Genomic DNA, 22,034 nt, shown 5'->3' with positions numbered 1-22,034 from the left:
CTTGCGAAGAGGGAGGTGGTGCTCATGAGTTCCATGGGTTCAGAACGCTCCCGTTCAGGAGGAGCCGAGTTCGTCGTCGAGCAGGTCGAAGAGCTCATCGTCGGTCGCGGATTCGAGGTCGTGGTCGTCGGTGTCGCCGTCGCCGGTCGCGTCCTGGGCGTCGTTCCACTTCGCCAGGAGCGCCTGGAGGCGCATGGTGATCCTGGAGCGGGTGACGCTGTCGTCCGCGGCCACCGCCAGGGCGGCTTCCAGGCGGTCGAGTTCGCCGAACACCGACGGGCCGCCGCCGTCCCCGTGCGGGAGTTCCGCGCGCAGATGGTCGGCCAGGGCGTCGGGCGTCGGGTAGTCGAAGATCAGCGTGGCGGGCAGCCGGAGGCCGGTGGCGGCGCCGAGGCGGTTGCGCAGTTCCACGGCGGTGAGCGAGTCGAAGCCCAGCTCCTTGAAGGCCGCGCCGGGTTCGATCGCCGCCGCGCTGCCGTAGCCGAGCACGGTGGCCACCTGGCCGCAGACCAGGTTGAGCAGGAAGCGGTCCCGTTCGGCCGCGGACATGCCCGCGAGCCGCTCGGCGAGGCTCGCCGCCTCGTCCGCCCCGCCGCCGCCACCGGCCGCGGCCCGCCGTACGGGGGTACGGATCAGCCCGCGCAGCAGCGGGGCGACCCCGGCCGTGGACTGGGCGCGCAGGGCGGCGATGTCCAGGGCGGCGGGGATCAGCACCGGGTGTCCGGCCAGGCCCGACACATCGAACAGGGCCAGACCCTCGGCGTTGCTCAGCGCACCCATGCTGCCGCGGCTCATCCGCTGCCGGTCGGCGGTCGCGAGGGTCGCGGCCATGCCGCCCTCGTCCTCCCACAGGCCCCAGGCCAGGGAGACGGCGGGCAGGCCCTGGGCGCGGCGGTGCTGGGCGAGGGCGTCCAGGAAGGTGTTGGCCGCCGCGTAGTTGCCCTGCCCCGGGTTGCCGAAGACACCGGCGGCGGAGGAGAACAGCACGAACGCGGACAGGTCGAGGTCCCGGGTGACCTCGTGCAGGTTCCACGCCGCGTCCACCTTCGGGCGCAGGACGTGCGCGATGCGCTCGGGGGTGAGGGACTCGATGATCCCGTCGTCGAGCACGCCCGCCGCGTGGATCACGGCGGTGAGGGGGTGGTCGGCGGGAACGGACGCGATGACCTCGGCCAGGGCCGTGCGGTCGGCCGCGTCACACGCCGCCCAGTGGGCTTCGGCGCCCAGCTCGGCGAGTTCGGCGGCGAGTTCGGCGGCGCCCGCCGCCTCCGCGCCCCGGCGGCTGGTCAGCAGCAGCCTCCGGGCGCCGCGCTCGGTCACCAGATGGCGGGCCAGCACCCCGCCCAGGGTGCCGGACGCGCCGGTGACCAGCACGGTCCCCGCCGGGTCAAGACCGGGCACGGCCGCCCCGTCCAGAGCCGCCACCCGCGCGAGCCGCGGCGCGTGGACGACCCCGCCGCGCACGGCGAGCTGCGGCTCGTCGGTCCGCAGAGCCGCCACGAGGGCGGGGAGCCAGCCGTGGGGGGTGGCGGGGGTGGTCGGGGTGCCGGTGGCCGGGGTGCCGGTGGCCGGGGTGCCGTGGGCCAAGTCGCCGTGGGCGGGGACGCCGTGGGCCAAGTCGCCGTGGGCGGGGACGCCGTGGGCCAGGGCGCCGTGGAGGTCGATGTCTCCTTGGACGTCGACCAGGACGAACCGGCCCGGGTGCTCGGCCTGTGCCGAGCGCACCAGGCCCCAAGCGGCGGCGTGCGCCAGGTCGTCCACGCCTTCGGCCCCTTCGGCGCCCTCGGCGTCGTCGCCCGTGGTCACGGCCACGGCGCCACGGGTGAGCAGGACCAGCCGGGAGTCGGCGAACCGCTCGTCCGCGAGCCACTCCTGGACCAGCGCCAGCGTCCGCCGGACGACGGTGTGCGCGGCGCCCGCCGTGTCCCCGGGCGTGCCCAGGTCGGGCAGGCACGGCACCAGGACCACATCGGGCGCGATGCCCTCGGCCTCCACCGCCTCGGCGAGCGCGGGAAGCCCCGCGTACGTCTCGGCCTCGATACCGGTGTCCGCGTCCGTCAGCGCGGCCGTGAGCTTCAGATCGTCGCCACCGAAACCGTCCAGGACGGCCCACAGGGCGGTGTCCTCCGGCCGCTGCCGCTCCGGGGGCGTGGGCAGCGCGGCCCAGTCGACGCGGAACAGCGCCTCGTGGTGTGCGGTGCGGGCGCCCGCGAACTGCTCGGCGTCCAGCGGCCGCAGCGCCAGCGAGCCGACCGACACCACCGGGGCACCGGCCTCGTCGCTGATCTCCAGCGCCACCGCGCCGTGCCCGGCCGGGGAGACCCGCACCCGCAGCGCGGTCGCGCCGACCGCGTGCAGCCGTACGGCGTCCCACGAGAACGGCAGCCGCGCCTGGCCCGCCTCCTCGGCCGGGAAGAACCCGCCGAGCGCCACCGTGTGCAGCGCGGCGTCCAGCAGCGCCGGGTGCAGCCCGTACGCACGGGCCTCGCCCTGCCGGTCCTCGTCGAGCGCCACCTCGGCGAACACCTCGTCCCCGCGCCGCCACGCCTTGCGCAGCCCCTGGAACACCGGGCCGTAGGCGAGGCCGAGCGCGGCGAAGCCGTCGTACAGCCCGTCCACGTCGAGCGGTTCCAGGTCGGCGGTCGCGGTGGAAGCCGTGTCAGCGGCCGGGGGCCACTCCGCCGGGCCGGTCGGGACCCCGGAGGAGCCGGAGGAACCGGAGACCGTGAGCACACCAGAGGCATGCCGGATCCACGGCTCGTCCGTGGCGTCCTCCAGCCGCGAGTAGACGGTCAGCGCACGCCGCCCGTCGGGGCCCTCGGGCTCGTCCACGGCGACCCGCAGCTGCACCCCGCCGCGCTCCGGCAGAATCAGCGGCGCTTCGAGGGTCAGCTCCTCCACCAGATCGCAACCGACCTGGTCACCGGCGCGAACCGCCAGCTCGACCAGGGCCGTACCGGGCAGCAGCACGGTGTCCATGACGGCGTGGTCGGCCAGCCAGGGGTGGGTACGGAGCGAGAGCCGGCCCGTGAAGAGGACGCCCTCGGAGTCGGGCAGATCCACCGCCGCGCCCAGCAGCGGGTGATCGGCCGAGCCGAGACCGGCCGAGGCCACGTCGCCGATGGTCCCGGCGGGAGCCTCCAGCCAGTAGCGCTCGCGCTGGAAGGGGTACGTCGGCAGCTCGGTGCGCTGGGCACCGGTCCCCGCGAAGAACGCCCTCCAGTCCACCGCCACACCACGGACGTGGGCCCGCGCGACGGCGGCCGTCAGCGCCTCGGCCTCGGGCCGGTCCTTGCGCAGCGTGGCGGCGAAGGCGGCCGTGCCGGTGTCGGTGACGCATTCCTGGGCCATGGCGGTGAGGACACCGTCGGGCCCGAGTTCGAGGTAGGTGGTGACGCCCTGCGCTTCGAGGGTGCGGACACCGTCGAGGAAGCGGACGGCTTCGCGAACGTGGCGCACCCAGAAGTCGGCCGTCGTGATCTCCTCGGCGGAGACGACGTTGCCGGTGAGGTTGGAGACGATCGGGATGCGCGGGGCCTCGTACGTGAGCCCCTCGGCCACCTCGCGGAACGCGTCCAGCATTCCGTCCATACGCGGCGAATGGAACGCATGGCTCACGGTGAGCCGCTTGGTTTTCCGACCTTGTGCCTCGAACGACGCGGCGATCTCAGTCGCCGCATCCTCGTCACCCGCGATGACCACCGACGTGGGCCCGTTGAGCGCGGCGATCGACACCCGCTCGGTGAGCAGCGGCAGCACCTCGTCCTCGGACGCCTGGACGGCGATCATCGCGCCACCGGCCGGAAGCTCCTGCATCAACCGCCCACGGGCGGCCACCAGCTTCGCCGCGTCCGCCAGCGACAACACACCCGCCACATGGGCGGCGGCCAGCTCACCGATCGAGTGCCCGGACAGGAAGTCCGCCTTCAGACCCCAGGCCGCCACCAGCCGGAACAGCGCCACCTCGACCGCGAACAACGCGGGCTGAGTGAACCCCGTCTGATCCAGCGCCTCGGCATCCCCGCCGAACAGCACGGTCTTCAACGGCCGTTCGAGGTGCCCGTCCAGCTCATCGCAGACCGCGTCGAACGCCTCCGCGAACACCGGGTAGGCGTCGTACAGCTCACGGCCCATCCCGAGCCGCTGACTGCCCTGCCCGGTGAACAGGAACGCCACCTTGCCGTCGGCCACCGAGCCCTGCGTCAGCCCGGCCGCAGACTCGCCGCCCGCCAGCGCCGCCAGACCCGCGACCAGCCCGGCGCGGTCCGCGCCGACCACGACCGCACGGTGGTCCAGCGCCGCGCGCGTGGTCGCGAGCGAGTAGCCGAGGTCTATGAGCGAGACGTCGGGCCGCCGGTCGAGATCGGCGAGCAGCCGCTCGGCCTGGGCGCGCAGCGCGTCGGGGTTCTTGCCGGAGAGCGGCCACGGCAGAACGGACGGCTGGGCGACCGGGGCCGGGGAAGCCTCCGCCGGTTCGGCCTCGGGGGCCTGCTCGATGATCGTGTGCGCGTTGGTGCCACTGAAGCCGAACGACGAGACCGCAGCCCGCCGGGGACGCCCCGACTCCGGCCACTCCACCGACTCCCGCAACAACGACACCGCACCCGCAGACCAGTCAATATGCGGCGACGGCACCTCCGCGTGCAACGTACGCGGCAACACACCATGCCGCATCGACATCACGACCTTGATGATGCCCGCCACACCAGCCGCAGCCTGCGTATGACCCATATTCGACTTGATGGAACCCAGCAGCAACGGCCGCTCCCCATCCCGCTCCTGGCCATACGTCGCCATCAGCGCCTGCGCCTCGATCGGGTCACCGAGGCTGGTACCGGTGCCATGCGCCTCCACCGCGTCCACATCAGACGCCGACAGACCCGCATTCGCCAACGCCTGACGAATCACCCGCTGCTGCGACGGACCATTCGGCGCCGTCAAACCATTCGACGCACCATCCTGATTAATGGCGCTGCCGCGCACCACCGCCAGCACCGGATGACCATTCTTCCGCGCATCCGACAGCCGCTCCACCAACAGCATCCCCGCACCCTCGGACCACCCCGTGCCATCCGCGTCCGCCGAGAACGCCTTACACCGCCCATCAGCCGCAAGCCCACGCTGACGACTGAACTCCACAAACGGCGCCGGAGTCGCCATCACCGTCACACCACCGGCCAACGCCAGCGAACACTCACCGTTCCGCAACGCCTGCACCGCCAGATGCAACGCCACCAACGACGACGAACACGCCGTATCCACCGTGATCGTCGGCCCCTCAAGACCAAACGTGTACGCCAACCGACCCGAAATCACACTCGCCGCATTACCCGTACCGACGAAGCCCTCCACACCTTCCGGAAGCGCCGGGAGCGAGGAGGCGTAGTCGTGGTACATCACACCAGCGAACACACCGGTACGGCTGCCGCGCAGCGCACCCGGATCGATGCCCGCCCGCTCGAACGCCTCCCACGACGTCTCCAGCAGCAACCGCTGCTGCGGATCCATCGCCAGCGCCTCACGCGGCGAGATCCCGAAGAACGCCGGGTCGAAGTGGCCCGCCCGGTCGACGAAGCCGCCCTCGCGGGCGTACGAGGTGCCCGGGTGGTCGGGGTCCGGGTGGTAGAGCCCGTCCAGATCCCAGCCACGGTCGGTGGGGAACTCGGAGATCGCGTCCCGGCCCTCCATGACCAACCGCCACAGATCCTCCGGAGTCTCCACCCCACCCGGATAGCGACAGCCCAACCCCACGATGGCGATCGGCTCATCATCCGCAGCCGACACCACCACCGGACCCGCCACCGCAGCCGCGGCCCCCACAACCTCGGCGCGCAGGAACTCCGCCAACACCGCAGGCGTCGGGTAGTCGAACACCAGCGTCGCGGGCAACCGCAGCTCACTCACCGCGCCCAACGCGTTCCGCAACTCCACCGCCGTCAGCGAGTCAAAGCCCAGCTCACGGAAGGAGCGATGCGGTTCGACGTTGTCCAGCGAGTCATGGCCGAGTACGGCCGCGACCTGCGTACGGACCAACTCCAGCAGGGCGTCGAGCTGCTCGGCCTCGCTCAGCCCGGCGAGCCGCCGCGCCAGCGCACCCGACGCCGCCGCGCCCTCCGCCGCACGCCGCGCCGGAACCCGCACCAGCCCCCGCAGCAGCGGCGCCACCACACCGGTCGATGCCGCCTCGGCGCGCAACACGGCCAGGTCGAGCCGTACGGGCACCAGCAGCGCCTCGTCCGTGCGGTACCCGGCGTCGAACAGCTCCAGCCCCTCGGTGGCCGAGAGCGCCACGACGCCGCCCCGGCTCATCCGGGACACATCGGCGTCGTCCAGCTCACCGGTCATCCCGCTGGAGTCGGCCCACAGCCCCCAAGCCAGCGAGGTACCGGCCAGGCCATGGGCCCGACGGTGCTGGGCGAGCGCGTCCAGGAAGGCGTTCGCGGCAGCGTAGTTGCCCTGCCCCGCGTTGCCGAACACACCGGCGGCCGAGGAGAAGAGAACAAACGCCGACAGATCCAGGTCACGCGTCAGCTCATGCAGATTCCACGCCGCGTCCACCTTCGGACGCAGCACCCGCTCCAACCGCTCCGGCGTCAGCGAACCGATCACACCGTCATCCAGCACACCGGCCGTGTGCACCACGGCCGTCAGCGGGTGCTCGGCAGGGACCGTGGCGAGGGCCGCGGCGAGCGCGTCCCGGTCCGCCACATCACACGCCGCCCAGCGCGCCTCGGCGCCCAACTCGTCCATTTCGGCGATGAGTTCGGCCGCACCCGGTGCCTGGTCGCCACGACGGCTCACCAGCAGCAGATGCCTGACGCCACGCTCGGCCACCAGGTGCCGCGCCAGCAGACCGCCCAGCGTGCCACTCGCACCCGTGACCAGCACCGTGCCCTCGGCATCGACGTCGAGCGGCTGCTCGGTGTCCACGGTGGCCCGCGCCAGGCGCGGCGCCCGCAGCACCCCGTCCCGCACGGCCACCTGCGGTTCGCCCGACGCCAGCGCGTCCGGCACCGCCGCCAGCGAATCCGCCGCGCCATCGACATCGACCAGCACGAACCGGCCCGGGTTCTCCGCCTGCGCCGAGCGCAGCAGACCCCAGACGGCGGCATGGGCCAGGTCGGCCACCGGCTCATCCGTACCGGCGGCCACGGCACCCGAGGTCAGGACGACCAGGCGCGAGTTGGTGAAACGGTCGTCCGTCAGCCACTGCTGCAGCAGGCTCAGCGCCTGGGCGGTGGCGCGATGCGCCGCGTCGGCGGGTGAGGAGCATTCCCCAATCCCGCCCCTTCCCACAACCTGGGGCAAGCCCCAGGACCCCGGACCCCCTTCGGGCGTGTCCTCAAACGCCGGACGGGCTTGATCTGCCGCAACGTTCCCCGGCAGGGCGACCACCACATCATCCGGCAACGCCGTGGCGCCCGACTCCACCGCCGCAGCCAGCGCCTCCAAGTCGGCGTACGTCTCGAACCGCCGCCCGGCCGACGCCAGACCAAACGCATCGGACCCCAGCAGCGCCCAACGTCCAGCCGCGCCCTGAGCGGACACCTCAGCCCAGTCCAGCCGGTACAGCGACTCCTGACGGCCACCCCGCGCACCCTGGATCTGCTCCACGGACACCGGCCGCAACACCAGCGAATCCACCGACAGCACCGCACGCCCAGCACCATCCGCCACCGCGAGCGACACCCCATCGGAACCCGCCGCCGACAACCGCACCCGCAGCACCGAAGCACCCACCGCGTGCAACGACACCCCAGCCCACGAGAACGGCAGCCGGGCCCCGGCCTCGCCCTCGATCAGGCCACCGAGCCCCACCGCGTGCAGCGCCGAGTCCAGCAGTGCCGGATGCAGACCAAACGCACCGGCCTCGGACTGCCCGTCCTCCGGCAGCTCCAGCTCCGCGTAGACCTCGCCATCGAGCCGCCAGGCGGACGTCAGCCCCCGGAACACCGGGCCATAGGCGAGCCCCAGACCCGCCATGCCCTCGTAGAGACCGTCCAGCGCAACCGGCGTCGCACCCGCCGGAGGCCATACGCCCAGGTCGAACGACGCCGCCGGCGCACCCTCCACGAGCGCGCCCGAGGCATGGCGCAGCCACGGCTCATCGGCGGCCGCGTCCTCGAGCCGCGAGTACACCTCGAACGCACGACGGCCGGAGCCGTCCGGCGCGCCCACCGAGAGCTGAAGCTGAACACCGCCCACCTCCGGAAGCACCAGCGGCGCCTCCAGCGTCAGCTCCTCGACCTGGTCACAACCGACCTGGTCACCGGCGCGAACCGCCAGCTCGACGAAGGCCGTGCCCGGCAGCAGCACCGAGCCCATCACGGCGTGATCGAGCAGCCACGGATGCGTCTGGGCCGAGATCCGCCCGGTCAGCAGCACACCGTCACCGCCCGCGAGCGGTACGGCGGCGCCCACGAGAGGATGGTCCACGGCGGCCAGCCCGAGCCCCGCCGTGCCACCGACGCCGTAGGCCGACGCCTGCGGCCAGTACCGACGGCGCTGGAAGGCGTACGTCGGCAGGTCGGTCAGCTCGACGCGAGCCGCGCCCGTACCGGCGAAGACGGCCGCCCAGTCCACCGCCACGCCACGGACGTACGCCCGCGCCACGGCGGCGTGGACCGCCCGCGCCTCGGGCCGACCGGCCCGCAGCACGGCGGCGAATCCGGCCGCCTCGGCGTCGGTGACGCACTCCTGGGCCATGGCGGTGAGGACACCGTCGGGGCCGAGCTCCACGTAGGTGGTGACGCCCTGGGCCTCCAACGTCCGTACGCCATCGAGGAAGCGGACGGCTTCGCGGACGTGGCGGACCCAGAAGTCGGGGGTCGTGATCTCGTCGGCGGAGACGACGTTCCCGGTGAGGTTGGAGACGATCGGGATGCGCGGGGCCTCGTACGACAGCCCCTCCGCGACCTCGCGGAACGCGTCCAGCATTCCGTCCATGCGGGGCGAATGGAACGCGTGGCTGACCGTCAGCCGCTTGGTCTTACGGCCCTCCGCCTCGAACGACGCGGCGATCTCCAGAGCCGCGTCCTCGTCACCGGCGATGACGACGGAGGTCGGCCCGTTGAGCGCGGCGATCGACACCCGCTCGGTGAGCAGCGGCGTGACCTCGTCCTCCGACGCCTGGACGGCGATCATCGCGCCACCCGCCGGAAGCTCCTGCATCAGACGGCCACGCGCCGCCACCAACGTCGCCGCATCCGCCAGCGAGAGCACACCGGCCACATGCGCGGCGGCCAACTCACCGATCGAGTGCCCGGAGAGGAAGTCCGCCTTCAGACCCCAGGCCGCCACCAGCCGGAACAGCGCCACCTCGATGGCGAACAACGCGGGCTGAGTGAACCCGGTCTGATCCAGCGCCTCGGCGTCCTCCCCGAACAGCACGGTCTTGAGCGGCCGTTCAAGGTGCGTATCCAGCTCATCGCACACCGCGTCCAGCGCCTCCGCGAACACCGGATAGGCGTCGTACAGCTCACGGCCCATCCCGAGCCGCTGACTGCCCTGCCCCGTGAACAGGAACGCCACCTTGCCGCCGGCGGCCGACCCCTGGATCACCTCCGCGCCGGACTCGCCGCGTGCCAGGGCGTCCAGACCGCGCAGGAAGCCCTCGCGGTCGTCGGCCACCAGCACCGCGCGGTGGTCCAGCGCGGCGCGCGTGGTCGCGAGCGAGTAGCCGAGGTCGGCCGGTGCGAGCTCCGGCCGCTCGTCCAGGTAGGAACGGAGCCGCCCGGCCTGGGCACGCAGCGCGTCGGCGGTCTTCGCCGACAGCGGCCACGACGTCACACCGGGCTCCGTCGCCACCTCACGCGGGGCCTCGTCCTCGCTGACCGGGGCCTGCTCGATGATCGTGTGCGCGTTGGTGCCACTGAAGCCGAACGACGAGACCGCAGCCCGCCGGGGACGCCCCGACTCCGGCCACTCCACCGACTCCCGCAACAACGACACCGCACCCGCAGACCAGTCAATATGCGGCGACGGCACCTCCGCGTGCAACGTACGCGGCAACACACCATGCCGCATCGACATCACAACCTTGATGATGCCCGCCACACCAGCCGCAGCCTGCGTATGACCCATATTCGACTTGATGGAACCCAGCAGCAACGGCCGCTCCCCATCCCGCTCCTGGCCATACGTCGCCATCAGCGCCTGCGCCTCGATCGGGTCACCGAGGCTGGTACCGGTGCCATGCGCCTCCACCGCGTCCACATCAGACGCCGACAGACCCGCATTCGCCAACGCCTGACGAATCACCCGCTGCTGCGACGGACCATTCGGCGCCGTCAAACCATTCGACGCACCATCCTGATTAATGGCGCTGCCGCGCACCACCGCCAGCACCGGATGACCATTCTTCCGCGCATCCGACAGCCGCTCCACCAACAGCATCCCCGCACCCTCGGACCACCCCGTGCCATCCGCGTCCGCCGAGAACGCCTTACACCGCCCATCAGCCGCAAGCCCACGCTGACGACTGAACTCCACAAACGGCGCCGGAGTCGCCATCACCGTCACACCACCGGCCAACGCCAGCGAACACTCACCGTTCCGCAACGCCTGCACCGCCAGATGCAACGCCACCAACGACGACGAACACGCCGTATCCACCGTGATCGTCGGCCCCTCAAGACCAAACGTGTACGCCAACCGACCCGAAATCACACTCGCCGCATTACCCGTGCCGAGGAAGCCTTCGACGCCCTCGGGCACCCGCTCCAGCAGCGAGGCGTAGTCGTGGTACATCACGCCCGCGAACACGCCGGTACGGCTGCCGCGCAGCGTGGTCGGGTCGATGCCCGCGCGCTCGAACGCCTCCCACGACGTCTCCAGCAGCAACCGCTGCTGCGGATCCATCGCCAGCGCCTCACGCGGCGAGATCCCGAAGAAGCCCGGGTCGAAGTGGCCGGCGTCCTCCACGAAGCCGCCCTCGCGGGCGTAGCTCGTTCCGCTGTGGTCCGGGTCCTCGTGGTAGAGCGCCGCGAGGTCCCAGCCACGGTCGGTGGGGAACTCCGAGATCGCGTCCCGGCCCTCCATGACCAACCGCCACAGATCCTCCGGAGTCTCCACCCCACCCGGATAACGGCAACCCAACCCCACGATGGCGATCGGCTCATCATCCGCAGCCGACACCACCACCGGACCCGCCACCGCAGCCGCGGCCCCCACAACCTCGGCGCGCAGGAACTCCGCCAACACCGCAGGCGTCGGGTAGTCGAACACCAGCGTCGCGGGCAACCGCAGCTCACTCACCGCGCCCAACGCGTTCCGCAACTCCACCGCCGTCAGCGAGTCAAAGCCCAGCTCACGGAAGGAGCGGTCGGGCTCGACCGTCTCCGGACCGGCGTATCCGAGCACCGTTGCGACGTTCGTACGGACCAGGTCCAGCAGCACATCGAGCTGCTCGGCCTCGTCCAGCCCGGCGAGCCGCCGCGCCAGCGCGCCCGACGCCGCCGCGCCCTCCGCCGCACGCCGCGCCGGAACCCGCACCAGACCACGGAACAGTGGCGCCAGCGCACCGCTGCCCGCCTGCGCCCGGAGCGCGGCCATGTCCAGCGACATCGGCACCAGCACCGCCTCGCCGAGGCGGCCCGCGACGTCGAACAGCTCCAGCCCCTCGGTGGCCGACAGCGCCATGACGCCGCCCCGGCTCATCCGGGACACATCCGCGTCGTCCAGCTCACCGGTCATCGCGCTGGAGTCGGCCCACAGACCCCAGGCCAGCGAGGTGGCGGGCAGGCCGAGCGCCGTACGGTGCTGGGCGAGCGCGTCCACGTAGGCGTTGGCGGCCGCGTAGTTGCCCTGTCCGGCGGCGCCGAAGACACCGGCGGCGGAGGAGAAGAGAACGAACGCCGACAGGTCGAGCTCACGGGTCAGCTCATGCAGGTTCCAGGCCGCATCCACCTTCGGACGCAGCACCCGATCCAGCCGCTCCGGCGTCAGCGAACCGATCACACCGTCATCCAGCACACCGGCCGTGTGCACCACGCCCGTCAGCGGGTGCTCCGCCGGAATCGCCGCCAGCACCTCGGCCAGCGCGCCACGATCGGCGACATCACACGCCGCCCAGCTCACGCTCGCACCCAACTCAGCCAGCTCTGCGACGAGTTCGGCCGCACCAGGAGCCTCACCGCCACGACGGCTCACCAACAGCAAATGCCGTACGCCACGCTCCGCCACCAGGTGGCGGGCGAACAGGGCGCCCAGCGTGCCACTCGCACCGGTCACCAGCACCGTGCCCTCGGCGGCGAACTCCGGCGCGTCATCCCCGGGAACAGCAGCGGCGGCCCGCGCCAGACGCGGCGCCCGCAGCACCCCGCCCCGCACGGCCACCTGCGGTTCCCCCGACGCCAGCGCGTCCGGCACCGCCGCCAACGAATCCGCCGCGCCATCGACATCGACCAACACGAACCGACCGGGATTCTCCGACTCGGCCGAGCGCACCAGACCCCAGACAGCGGCATGCGCCAGATCGACCACCGGCTCATCCGCACCGGCCGCCACGGCACCCGAGGTCAACAGAACAAGGCGCGAGTTGGTGAAACGGTCGTCCGCCAGCCACTGCTGCAGCAGGCTCAGCGCCTGGGCGGTGACCCGGTGCGCCGCGTCGGCGGGTGAGGAGCATTCCCCAATCCCGCCCCTTCCCACAACCTGGGACAAGCCCCAGGACCCCGGACCCCCTTCGGGCGAGTCCTCAAACGCCGGACAGGCTTGAACTGCCGCACCCGAGCCAGCATGCGGAGCCACGCCAGCGGCAGGCTCCGCCCCAGCACCCCGGCCCTCGAAGCCCGGACGGGCATGATCTGCCGCAAACGCCGGAAGGTTCGAGGACAGGGCGACCACCACATCATCCGGCAACGCCGTGGCGCCCGACTCCACCGCCGCAGCCAGCGCCTCCAAGTCGGCGTACGTCTCGAACCGCCCGGCCGACGCCAGGCCAAAGGCGTCGGACCCCAGCAGCGCCCAACGTCCTGCCCCACCCTGAGCGGACACCTCAGCCCAGTCCAGCCGGTACAGCGACTCCTGACGGCCACCCCGCGCACCCTGGATCTGCTCCACGGACACCGGCCGCAACACCAGCGAATCCACCGACAGCACCGCACGCCCAGCACCATCCGCCACCGCCAGCGACACCCCATCGGAACCCGCCGCCGACAACCGCACCCGCAGCACCGAAGCACCCACCGCATGCAACGACACCCCAGCCCACGAGAACGGCAGCCGGGCGCCCTCACCCTCGATCAGACCGCCCAACCCCACCGCATGCAGCGCGGAATCCAGCAGCGCCGGATGCAGACCAAACACACCCGCCTCGGACCGCACACCCTCCGGCAGCTCCAGCTCCGCATAGACCTCGCCATCGAGCCGCCAGGCGGACGTCAGCCCCTGGAACACCGGGCCATAGGCGAGCCCCAGACCCGCCATGCCCTCGTAGAGACCGTCCAGCGCAACCGGCGTCGCACCCGCCGGAGGCCATACGCCCAGGTCGAACGACGCCGCCGGCGCACCCTCCACGAGCGCGCCCGAGGCATGGCGCAGCCACGGCTCATCGGCGGCCGCGTCCTCGAGCCGCGAGTACACCTCGAACGCACGACGGCCGGAGCCGTCCGGCGCGCCCACCGAGAGCTGAAGCTGAACGCCTCCGGCCTCGGGAAGCACCAGCGGAGCCTCCAGCGTCAGCTCCTCGACCTGGTCACAGCCGACCTGGTCACCGGCGCGAACCGCAAGCTCGACAAAGGCCGTGCCCGGCAGCAGCACCGAGCCCATCACGGCGTGGTCCGCCAGCCACGGATGCGTGTCGAGTCCCAGGCGGCCCGTGAGCAGCAGTCCCTCGCCACCGGCCAGCGGCACGGCGGCCCCGACCAGCGGATGGTCGACGGCTGCCAGGCCCAGCCCGGCCGTACCGCCCACGGTGGCCGGGAGCTCGGGCCAGTAGCGCGCGTACTGGAAGGCGTACGTCGGCAGCTCCACCCGTGCCGCGCCCATACCGGCGAAGACGGCCGCCCAGTCCACCGCCACGCCACGCACATGGGCCCGCGCGAGGGCGGTGGTCAGCGCCTCGGCCTCGGGACGGTCCGTGCGCAGCACGGAGACGAACGCGGCGTCCTCGCCGGTCACACACTCCTGCGCCATCGCGGTGAGCACACCGTCCGGGCCCAGCTCGACGAACGTGGAGACGCCCTGGGCTTCCAGGGTCCGGACGCCGTCGAGGAAGCGGACGGCCTCACGGACGTGGCGCACCCAGAAGTCAGCGGTCGTGATCTCCTCGGCGGAGACCACCTCGCCCGTCAGGTTGGACACGATCGGGATGCGCGGAGCCTCGTACGACAGCCCCTCGGCCACCTCGCGGAACGCCTCCAGCATCCCGTCCATACGCGGCGAGTGGAACGCGTGGCTGACCGTCAGCCGCTTGGTCTTACGGCCCTGCGCCTCGAAACCGGAAGCGATCGCCAGAGCCGCGTCCTCATCACCCGCGATGACGACGGACGTGGGCCCGTTGAGGGCGGCGATGCTCACGCCATCGGTGAGCAGCGGCAGTACTTCGTCCTCCGACGCCTGCACCGCGATCATCGCGCCACCGGCCGGAAGCTCCTGCATCAACCGCCCACGCGCCGCAACCAACCGGCACGCGTCCGCCAGCGACAACACACCCGCCACATGCGCGGCGGCCAACTCACCGATCGAATGCCCGGAGAGGAAGTCCGGCCGCAGCCCCCACGCCTCCGAAACCAGCCGGAACAACGCCACCTCAACCGCGAACAACGCGGGCTGAGTGAACCCCGTCTGATCCAGCGCCTCAGCGTCATCCCCGAACAAGACCTCACGAAGCGGACGCTCAAGATGCGCATCCAGCTCCGCACACACCGCATCCAACGCCTCCGCGAACACCGGATAGGCGTCGTACAACTCACGCCCCATCCCCAGCCGCTGACTCCCCTGCCCCGTGAACAGGAACGCCACCTTGCCACCGGCCACCGAACCCTCAACCACACCCGGCGCACCACGACCCTCAACCAGCGCACCCAAACCAGCCAGCAGCCCCTCCCGGCCCTCAGCCACCACCACCGCACGGTGATCGAAAGCCGACCGCCCGGTCGCCAGCGAGAACCCCACATCCACCGGCCGCAGCTCGGCCCGAGCCTCCACATGCGCCACCAGCCGCTCCGCCTGAGCACGCAGCGCGGCCGCACCCCGCCCCGACAGCACCCACGGCACCACACCCGGAGCCACAACAGCACCCGAAGGAGCCTCAGCCGCCTCCACCACCGGCGCCTGCTCGATGATCGTGTGCACATTCGTGCCGCTGATGCCGAACGACGACACACCCGCACGGCGCGGTCGGCCGGTCTCCGGCCATTCCGCCGGCTCGGTCAGCAGCGAGACGGCCCCCGCCGACCAGTCCACATGCGGCGACGGCTCGTCCGCGTGCAGGGTCTTCGGCAGCACCCCGTGCCGCATCGCGAGGACCATCTTCATCACACCGGCGACACCGGCGGCCGCCTGCGTGTGGCCCATGTTCGACTTGATGGAGCCGAGCAGCAACGGCCGCTCGGCGTCCCGCTCCTGGCCGTACGTGGCCAGCAGCGCCTGCGCCTCGATCGGGTCGCCCAGCGTCGTACCCGTGCCGTGCGCCTCGACCGCGTCCACATCGCCGACCGACAGCCCCGCGGCGGCCAGCGCCTGCCGGATGACGCGCTGCTGGGACGGGCCGTTCGGCGCCGTCAGGCCATTGGACGCACCGTCCTGGTTCACCGCGCTGCCGCGCACCACCGCCAGTACCCGGTGACCGTTCCTGCGCGCGTCCGACAGCCGCTCCACGAGCAGCATGCCCGCGCCCTCGGCCCAGCCCGTGCCGTCCGCGTCCGCCGAGAACGCCTTGCAGCGGCCGTCGGCGGACAGGCCGCCCTGGCGGCTGAAGCCGACGAACGTACCGGGGGTCGCCATCACCGTGACACCACCGGCCAGCGCCATCGTGCACTCGCCCGAGCGCAGCGCCTGCATCGCCCAGTGCAGCGCCACCAGCGACGACGAGCACGCCGTGTCGACGGTGACCGCCGGACCCTCCAGGCCGAGGGCGTAGGCGACGCGGCCGGAGGCGATGGAGCCCGTGCTGCCGGAGCCGATCGCGCCCTCGCCGCCGCCGTCCGGGGCCTGCTCCACGAGCGTGGCGTAGTCGTGGTACATCACGCCCGCGAACACGCCGGTACGGCTGCCGCGCAGCGTGGTCGGGTCGATGCCCGCGCGCTCGAACGCCTCCCACGACGTCTCCAGCAGCAGCCGCTGCTGCGGATCGGTGGCGAGGGCCTCGCGCGGCGAGATCCCGAAGAAGGTGGGGTCGAAGTCGGCGGCGTCGTGGAGGAAACCGCCCTCGCGGGTGTACGAGGTGCCGGGGTGCTCCGGGTCCGGGTGGTAGAGCGCGTCCAGGTCCCAGCCACGGTCCACGGGGAAGCCGGAGATCGCGTCCTGGCCGGAGGACAGCAGCCGCCACAGGTCCTCGGGGGTGCGCACCCCGCCCGGGAAGCGGCAGCTCATGCCCACGATGGCGATCGGCTCGTCGTCGAGCGCGCCCACGGTCGACACCGGCAGGCCCGACTGGGCGCGGGTGCCCGCCAGTTCGCCCCGGAGGTGTTCGGCCAGGACGAGGGAGGTCGGGTAGTCGAAGACCAGGGTGGCGGGGAGCCGCATCCCGGTGACCGCGTTCATGCGGTTGCGCAGTTCGACGGCGGTCAGCGAGTCGAAGCCCAGGTCGCGGAAGGCGCGGTCGGGGTCCACGGAGTCGGCGGTGGCATAGCCCAGGACGGCCGCGACCTGGGTACGGACCAGTTCCAGCAGCGTCTCCAACTGCTCGGCCGCGTTCAGGCGGGCCAGCCGCTGCGCCAGGGCGCCCGTTCCGGCGGAGCCCTCGGCCGTACGCCGCGCCGGGACCCGTACCAGCCCGGACATCAGCGGGGCCACCACACCGGTGGACGCCGCCTCGGCCCGTGCCGCCGCCAGGTCGAGACGCACCGGGACGAGCAGCGCCTCGCCCGCCCGTCCGGCCGCGTCGAACAGTTCCTTGCCCTCGTCGGTGGCGAGCGCCGCGACACCGCCCCGGCTCATCCGGGACACATCGGTGTCGTCCAACTCACCGGCCATACCACCGGACTCGGCGGCCCACAGACCCCAGGCCAGCGACGTGGCGGGCAGGCCGAGCGCCGTACGGTGCTGGGCGAGCGCGTCCACGTAGGCGTTGGCGGCGGCGTAGTTGCCCTGTCCGGCGGCGCCGAAGACACCGGCGGCGGAGGAGAAGAGAACGAACGCCGACAGGTCGAGCTCACGGGTCAGCTCATGCAGGTTCCAGGCCGCGTCCACCTTCGGACGCAGCACCCGATCCAGCCGCTCCGGTGTCAGCGAGCCGATCACACCGTCATCCAGCACACCGGCGGTGTGCACCACGCCCGTCAGCGGGTGCTCCGCCGGAATCGCCGCCAGCACCTCGGCCAGCGCGCCACGATCGGCGACATCACACGCCGCCCAGCTCACGCTCGCACCCAACTGGGCCAGCTCGGCGGCGAGTTCGGCCGCACCAGGAGCCTCACCGCCACGGCGGCTCACCAGCAGCAAATGCCGTACGCCACGCTCCGCCACCAGGTGGCGGGCGAACAGGGCGCCCAGCGTGCCACTCGCACCGGTCACCAGCACCGTGCCCTCGGCGTCGAACTCCGGCGCGTCATCCCCGGGAACAGCAGCGGCGGCCCGCGCCAGACGCGGCGCCCGCAGCACCCCGCCCCGCACGGCCACCTGCGGTTCCCCCGACGCCAGCGCGTCCGGCACCGCCGCCAACGAAGCGGCCGCGCCATCGACATCGACCAACACGAACCGACCGGGATTCTCCGACTCGGCCGAGCGCACCAGACCCCAGACAGCGGCATGCGCCAGATCGGCCACCGGCTCATCCGCACCGGCCGCCACGGCACCCGAGGTCAACAGAACAAGGCGCGAGTTGGTGAAACGGTCGTCCGCCAGCCACTGCTGCAGCAGGCTCAGCGCCTGGGCGGTGACCCGGTGCGCCGCGTCGGCGGGTGAGGAGCATTCCCCAATCCCGCCCCTTCCCACAACCTGGGGCAAGCCCCAGGACCCCGGACCCCCTTCGGGCGTGTCCTCAAACGCCGGACAGGCTTGATCTGCCGCAACGTTCCCCGGCAGGGCGACCACCACATCATCCGGCAGCGCCGTGGCGCCCGACTCAACCGCCGCAGCCAGCGCCTCCAAGTCGGCGTACGTCTCGAACCGCTGCCCGGCCGACGCCAGGCCAAAGGCGTCGGACCCCAGCAGCACCCAACGTCCTGCCCCACCCTGAGCGGACACCTCAGCCCAGTCCAGCCGGTACAGCGACTCCTGACGGCCACCCCGCGCACCCTGGATCTGCTCCACGGACACCGGCCGCAACACCAGCGAATCCACCGACAGCACCGCACGCCCAGCACCATCCGCCACCGCCAGCGACACCCCATCGGAACCCGCCGCCGACAACCGCACCCGCAGCACCGAAGCACCCACCGCGTGCAACGACACCCCAGCCCACGAGAACGGCAGCCGGGCGCCCTCACCCTCGATCAGACCGCCCAACCCCACCGCATGCAGCGCGGAATCCAGCAGCGCCGGATGCAGACCAAACGCACCCGCCTCGGACCGCACACCCTCCGGCAGCTCCAGCTCCGCATAGACCTCGTCCCCGACCCGCCACGCGGACGTCAGCCCCCGGAACACCGGGCCGTACGCCAGCCCGGCTTCGGCCAGGCCCTCGTACAGACCCTCGACCGGCAGTGCCGACGCCCCCGCCGGGGGCCACGCCGCCAGCTCGAACGACGCCGTGGGCGCGCCCGCGCCCAGCACACCCGACGCATGCCGCACCCAGGGCTCGTCGACCGCCGCGTCCTCGGACCGCGAGTACACCGTCAGCGAGCGCCGCCCCGAGCCGTCGGGCGCGCCCACCGAGAGCTGGAGCTGGACACCGCCCGCCTCGGGAAGCACCAGCGGAGCCTCCAGCGTCAGCTCCTCCAGCAGGTCACAACCGACCTGGTCACCGGCGCGTATCGCAAGCTCCACGAAGGCCGTGCCCGGCAGCAGCACCGAGCCCGCCACCGCGTGATCGGCCAGCCACGGATGGGTGTCCAGGGCGAGCCGGCCGGTGTAGAGGAAGCCGTCGGAGTCGGCGAGCGCCACCGCGGCGCCCAGCAGCGGATGGTCGGCCACGCCGAGCCCGGCGGCCGCCATGTCGCCCGCCCAGTAGCCGGTGTCGAGCCAGTAGGTCTCGCGCTGGAAGGGGTAGAGCGGAAGGTCGGTGCGGGCCGTGTCCGTCCCGGCGAACACCGCGGCCCAGTCCGGGGAGACACCGTGCACATGCGCCCCGGCGACGGCGGTGGCCAGGCTCTGGAGCTCCGGGCGGCCGGAGCGCAGCGCGGACACAAGGGTGGCGTCGTCGCGGGTCAGGCAGTCCTGGGCCATGGCGGTGAGCACACCATCCGGGCCCAGCTCCACGAACGTCGTGACGTTGCGGTCCTCGAGCGTCCGTACGCCGTCGAGGAAGCGGACGGCCTCACGGACATGGCGCACCCAGAAGTCCGGAGTCGTGATCTCCTCGGCGGACACCACGCCACCGGTCAGATTCGACACGATCGGAATCTTCGGAGCCTCGTACGACAGCCCCTGCGCCACCTCGCGGAACGCCTCCAGCATCCCGTCCATACGCGGCGAGTGGAACGCATGGCTGACCGTGAGCCGCTTGGTCTTACGGCCTTGGGCCTCGAAACCGGCCGCGATCTCCAGCGCCGCGTCCTCATCACCCGCGATGACCACCGACGACGGCCCATTGAGCGCGGCGATCGACACCCGCTCGGTCAGCAGCGGCGTCACCTCATCCTCCGACGCCTGCACCGCGACCATCGCGCCACCGGCCGGAAGCTCCTGCATCAAACGCCCACGCGCCGCCACCAACTTCGCAGCATCCGCCAGCGACAACACACCCGCCACATGCGCGGCGGCCAACTCACCGATCGAATGCCCGGAGAGGAAGTCCGGCCGCAGCCCCCACGCCTCCACCAGCCGGAACAACGCCACCTCAACCGCGAACAACGCAGGCTGAGTGAACCCCGTCTGATCCAGCGCCTCAGCGTCATCCCCGAACAAGACCTCACGAAGCGGACGCGCAAGATGCGCATCCAGCTCCGCACACACCGCATCCAACGCCTCCGCGAACACCGGATAGGCGTCGTACAACTCACGCCCCATCCCCAGCCGCTGACTCCCCTGCCCCGTGAACAGGAACGCCACCTTGCCGCTCGCGACCTTGCCCTCGACCAGCCCGGTCGCGGGCTCCTCGCGGGACAGTGCGTCGAGGGCTCGTATGAGGCCCTCGCGGTCGTCGGCGACGACCGCCGCCCGGTGCTCGAAGGCGGCCCGGCCGGTGGCCAGCGAGAAGCCGACGTCGGCGAGGCGCAGTTCGGGTTGGGCCTCGAGGTGGGCGCGCAGGTTGGTGGCCTGGGCGCGCAGCGCGGGGCGGCTCTTGGCCGCCACGGTCCACAGCGGCAGCGCGACGGCGGCGCGGGTCTCGGCGGGGGCGTCGTCAGCCGTCTTCGCGGCTTCTGCCTCCTCCGGCTCGGGCGCCTGCTCCAGGATGGTGTGCGCGTTGGTGCCGCTGATGCCGAACGAGGACACCGCGGCCCGGCGCGGCTGCCCGGTGTCGGGCCAGGCGCGCTCCTCGGTCAGCAGCGAGACGGCGCCCGCCGACCAGTCGACGTTGGGGGTGGGCTGGTCGACGTGCAGGGTCCGCGGAAGCACCCCGTGGCGCATCGCCATGACCATCTTGATGATGCCCGCGACACCGGCGGCGGCCTGCGTGTGCCCGATGTTGGACTTGATGGAGCCCAGCCACAGCGGCTGGTCCTCGCTGTGGTTGCGCCCGTACGTGGCGAGGAGGGCCTGGGCCTCGATGGGGTCGCCCAGCGTCGTACCCGTGCCGTGGGCCTCGACCACGTCGATCTGCCCGGGGGCGAGCCGGGCGGCGGCCAGGGCCTGGCGGATGACGCGCTGCTGCGAGGGGCCGTTGGGCGCGGTCAGCCCGCTGCTCGCGCCGTCCTGGTTGATGGCGCTGCCACGGACGACGGCCAGCACCTGGTGGCCGTTGGCGCGGGCGTCGGAGAGCCGCTCCAGCAGCAGCATGCCCGCGCCCTCGCCCCAGCCGGTGCCGTCGGCGGCCGCCGCGAAGGACTTGCAGCGGCCATCCGCGGCGAGTCCGCGCTGGCGGCTGAACTCGGTGAAGGTGCCGGGGGTGGACATGACGGTGACACCGCCGGCCAGGGCCAGCGAGCACTCCCGGCGGCGCAGCGCCTGCGCGGCGAAGTGCAGGGCGACCAGGGAGGAGGAGCAGGCCGTGTCGATGGTGACGGCCGGCCCCTCCAGGCCGAAGGTGTAGGCGACGCGGCCGGAGGCGATGGAGCCGGAGCTGCCGTTGCCGAGGAAGCCCTCGACGTCCTCGGGCGCGGAGAACAGCCGGGAGGCGTAGTCGTGGTACATCACGCCCGCGAACACACCGGTCTGGCTGCCCTGGAGGGTGGTCGGGTCGATGCCCGCGCGCTCGAACGCCTCCCAGGAGGTCTCCAGCAGCAGCCGCTGCTGCGGGTCCATGGCGAGGGCCTCGCGCGGCGAGATGCCGAAGAACGCCGGGTCGAAGTCGGCCGCGTCGTGCAGGAATCCGCCCTCGTGGACGTACGGCTCCTGGCCGCTGTCCGGGTCCGGCTCGAAGAGGACGTCGGTGGCCCAGCCGCGGTTGGTGGGGTACGGCGTGGCCGCGTCACCGCCGCGGGCGACGAGCTCCCACAGCTCCTCGGGGGTGCTGACCCCACCGGGGTAGCGGCAGCTCATCGCCACGATGGCGATGGGCTCCTGCTCGCGCTCCTCGACCTCGCGCAGCCGCCGCCGCGCCTCGCGCAGGTCGGTGGTGGCCCGCTTGAGGTAGTCGAGGTACTTCTCTTCGTTCGCCGTCGCCATTA

General features: G+C 72.3%; 1 protein-coding gene. It reads right to left on the bottom strand.

Annotation, left to right across the window (positions count from 1 at the left end):
* Positions 1–54: 54 nt before the first annotated feature.
* Positions 55–22,032, bottom strand: coding sequence for a type I polyketide synthase (locus ACZ6TD_RS30340; protein WP_471343252.1), 21,978 nt, complete (start codon positions 22,030–22,032; stop codon positions 55–57).
* Positions 22,033–22,034 lie beyond the last annotated feature (2 nt).

This window comes from Streptomyces yongxingensis, from assembly GCF_055597465.1.
Note: the sequence above shows the minus strand (reverse complement) of the source record. Positions and strands in the feature narration are given on the sequence as shown.